The sequence below is a fragment of the Candidatus Nealsonbacteria bacterium genome (genome assembly GCA_019923625.1).
Lineage (GTDB): Bacteria > Patescibacteriota > Minisyncoccia > Minisyncoccales > RBG-13-42-11 > JAHXGN01.
Map to the genome: position 1 here is coordinate 32,137 of JAHXGN010000004.1, position 3,253 is coordinate 35,389.

The window sequence follows — 3,253 nt, forward strand, 5'->3', positions numbered from 1 at the left end:
TCTACCACCAAAGTCCCGGCTCGCCAAACCCGAAGACCATAATGGGTCTGGTTGTCATTATCAGCGTCATTGTAAGTCCAGCTAAAACTGGTTAAACCTTCTCCCGGACTAATATTACAATAACTCAAACTTTCTAAAGGATTAGTAACGGTTGGCGCAACGTTAAGGGTAGTTGTTACCTTATAATTTGATGTGGCGCAAATATTTGTTCCGCCCACTCCTCCTTCTATACAATTAAAAGAAATCCAGCCAACTACTGCTTCTGAATTTCCTCCGGCATCTCCTCCCCAAGCATAACCTCGAAATTGCATTGGCGAAATTATGTTATTTAACCAAACCCCATAAGTTCCTCCTGCTTGAATAGTTCCCCTCATACTTATCCAACCATCCCAACCGCCAAGTGTCTGGCCTTCGGGTGTTATTGCTCTTTCAGCCCTTGCCCAGCCAGAAAACATCCAGTCGCCCACTCCGTCACAAACCTGTCCGGTTCCTGGAAAATCTAAGCAGGCAGAATAATTGGGTGCGCCAGGAAAAGGCCCAGCCGGGTCAAATCTAATCCAGCCAATTCCACCAACATCAGCTGTTGTTCCTCTTGACCAAGCAAAACCGGTTAGTCGCCCTCCCCTGGGAGTAGCTAAATGGCCGCAAAGAGCATCTCCATCCCCTGTACAAATATGAACCCCGTAATTTATTACTGCTCCACTAGTTGTATTATTAAAACTAATCCAGCCCAGGTTTCCTGACCAAGCCCAGCCAGAGACATTATGTTCTGGACCAGCCTGGACTCGGCCGGCAAAAAGCAAACCCAAAAGCGCAAATAACATTATCGTAATCGCTAAAAATTTTTTATTCATAAGTACTTTAATGCCATCTAATTTCATTATATTTTTTCCAAAAATCACTGTCAAGTTTTAATAATTATGAACCTCGATAGACCGTTCTTTTAGTTAAAAATGTAGATGTCGGACATCTACACATCTAATGTAGATGTCGGACATCTACTTAACTAAATAGAGTTGACCCCATTTTTCATTTGACCCCATTTTCCTTTTTTTTATTTCTCTGCCAAGGAAATTTTTAATTTTGCATCTAGGGCTTCGCTCACCTTCTGTAAAAAAGAAAGGCTGGGATTATAAGTTCCTGATTCGAGTCGGGAAATAGCCGATTGTTTTGTACCAATCTTCTTAGCAAGTTCTTTTTGGCTTAATCCTCTCTCAATTCTTTTTTTGATAATCATTTCAATGACAGCAAACTCGGGCCTAAGTTTTTCATAGGCGTATTTAATCTTTTTATCTTTTAATAGTTCCCTTTTTAATTGCTTATAGGTTTTCTTGCGCATATATTTCTATATAACATATACGTTATACCCTGTCAAGCAGTTTTAATTTTTGGAGAGCGATTTTGATTTCTCTCTGGGGAATTTTCTGTGATTTTTTAACAAAACCGTGCAAAAGAAAAATTTGCGCTTTATGAAAGCTGTAAAAAATTCTGACTTCTTGCTTCCCAGGAACTCTAAGTTCAAAAAGGCGGGCTGAAATTTTCTTTGTGTGGGGCGGTCCTAATTTTTGACCAAATTTCACAAGCAAATCAATGGTGCGCAAAACCTTAGCAATTGTGGGCTTTTGCAGATTTTTAATAAATCTCTCTAAGGAACTGTCAAAAATGTGAATTTCCATATTTAGTTAAAAATAGAATTGACCCCATTTTGTCATTTTTTCACGCTTGACATCTTTCTACTAAAAAAAATATAATAAAGATGTATGAAATTAAAAATTGATCTACAATATGATTTTGAATACGGGGGCTTTGTTGCCGACTGTCCTTCTTTGCCAGGATGTATGTCGCAAGGAAAAACCAGAAAAGAAGCTTTGAAGAATATTCGGGAAGCTATTCGGGGATATATTAAAGTATTAAGAAAACATCATCAAACTGCTGCCCTGGAAGCAACCCAACCCAATTACGTAGAAGTAAGGGTTTAATTTTAGTTATGGGACTTTTAAGCAACATTTCAGGCAAGGAAGCCGTGAGAGTTTTTAGAAAAATTGGGTATTATCTTAACCACCAAGAAGGGAGCCATATGATTTTGTACAATAATCAATCGGGTTATCCCCCGCTCAGCATTCCTAACCATAAAGAACTTGCTCCCGGGCTCTTAGCCACTCAGATAAAAAGAGCGCGACTAACTATTGAAGAATTCAATCAATTAAGGAAGAAAGGTAAGAGATAGGGTTTTTCTTTATATATTAACTTTTTTCAGCTTTAACAAAGAGCTGTTTTTTGTTTTTCGTTTTGAGCTAACATTGGTGTCAGAATAAGCAGTGTCGGGTACTGATTGTTCTATTTTTAACAAAACCGTGCAAAAGAAAAATTTGCGATTTATGAAAAGTATAAAAAGTATGTATACATTACCATTACAGCTCTCAGCTTGACATTCATTTTAGAAAAGGTAGAATAAAAATATATGAAATTATACATTGCTCAATATATTGAAAATCTTTTACGCAAAGCAGAATATGAGCATGACAAAGAAACTGGAAGTTGGTGCGCAAGTATAAAAGATTTGCCAGGCGCATACGCCCAGGCAGATACAGTAGAAAAAGTCAGGGAGCAATTAACTGAAGTAATTGAAGACTATATTTTAGTTAGCCTGCAAGAAAAACATCCTTTACCCGGGTTCAAGAGATTGCCATTGAAAGTGTATGCCTAATCTTTCACCCCTTCCTCGCCGTGCGTTAATAAAAAAACTAAAGAAAGTTGGTTTTTCTGGTCCTTTTCCGTCTGCTCGACATGAATATATGAAACGAGACAATATAAAGATTTTCATCCCTAATCCGCACGGCAAAGATATTGGTTTACCAATTATAAAAAAAATCATTAATCAGCTAAAACTTTCTAATCAAGAATTTTTAGACCTATAGCAGATATTTAGAATTTGATATTGCCAGCTCCTTTGTTTTAAAGGAGCTTTTTTGATTATGTGTTTAACCCGGCTTAAACACAAAGTGCCCAAGCTAAGAAACTTCCAAGAGAAACAAACCTTACCTTGCGTTCTGCGAAAATCTAAAAACATCCCCATTTTCCTCTGCGTTCGCTGCTTGCCTTGTTTCCTTTATATAAAATATGTCTCAAAAAAAAGGCATATTTTTGCAAAAAAGAATAAAAAGAGGAAGAAAATTGGAGAATTAAAGAGGCGGCCCCCCATATATTGAAGTCGGACTTCCTTAAGGAAGTCCGACTTCTACGAGCATTTCCC

The 3,253-nt window shown here is 37.6% G+C and carries 7 protein-coding genes; 4 read left to right on the forward strand and 3 right to left on the reverse strand.

Annotation, left to right across the window (positions count from 1 at the left end; genetic code table 11):
- The 3 genes from KY055_01025 to KY055_01035 form a co-directional block, all read right to left on the reverse strand.
- On the reverse strand, positions 1 to 824 hold an 824-nt coding region (locus KY055_01025; GenBank protein MBZ1345213.1), incomplete at its 3' end, for a hypothetical protein.
- Positions 825 to 1,054: 230 nt separating this feature from the next.
- A complete protein-coding gene (locus KY055_01030; protein ID MBZ1345214.1) occupies positions 1,055 to 1,339 on the reverse strand; it encodes a helix-turn-helix transcriptional regulator in 285 nt (94 codons plus the stop codon).
- Positions 1,340 to 1,361: 22 nt separating this feature from the next.
- A complete protein-coding gene (locus KY055_01035) occupies positions 1,362 to 1,676 on the reverse strand; it encodes a type II toxin-antitoxin system RelE/ParE family toxin (GenBank protein MBZ1345215.1) in 315 nt (104 codons plus the stop codon).
- Positions 1,677 to 1,760: 84 nt separating this feature from the next.
- Here KY055_01035 and KY055_01040 point away from each other — a divergent pair, with 84 nt between their 5' ends.
- From KY055_01040 to KY055_01055, 4 genes are all read left to right on the forward strand, one after another.
- Positions 1,761 to 1,979, forward strand: a complete 219-nt coding sequence (locus KY055_01040; GenBank protein ID MBZ1345216.1) for a type II toxin-antitoxin system HicB family antitoxin — start codon at positions 1,761 to 1,763, stop codon at positions 1,977 to 1,979.
- An 8-nt stretch (positions 1,980 to 1,987) separates the two neighbouring features.
- Positions 1,988 to 2,227 carry a type II toxin-antitoxin system HicA family toxin gene (locus KY055_01045; protein ID MBZ1345217.1) on the forward strand — a complete coding sequence of 80 codons (240 nt, stop codon included), beginning with the start codon at positions 1,988 to 1,990 and terminating at the stop codon, positions 2,225 to 2,227.
- A 234-nt stretch (positions 2,228 to 2,461) separates the two neighbouring features.
- On the forward strand, positions 2,462 to 2,707 hold the full coding sequence (locus KY055_01050; protein ID MBZ1345218.1) for a type II toxin-antitoxin system HicB family antitoxin: 246 nt from the start codon (positions 2,462 to 2,464) through the stop codon (positions 2,705 to 2,707).
- Positions 2,700 to 2,918, forward strand: a complete 219-nt coding sequence (locus tag KY055_01055; protein MBZ1345219.1) for a type II toxin-antitoxin system HicA family toxin — start codon at positions 2,700 to 2,702, stop codon at positions 2,916 to 2,918. Before KY055_01050 ends, KY055_01055 begins: the two co-directional genes overlap by 8 nt.
- Positions 2,919 to 3,253: the final 335 nt, after the last annotated feature.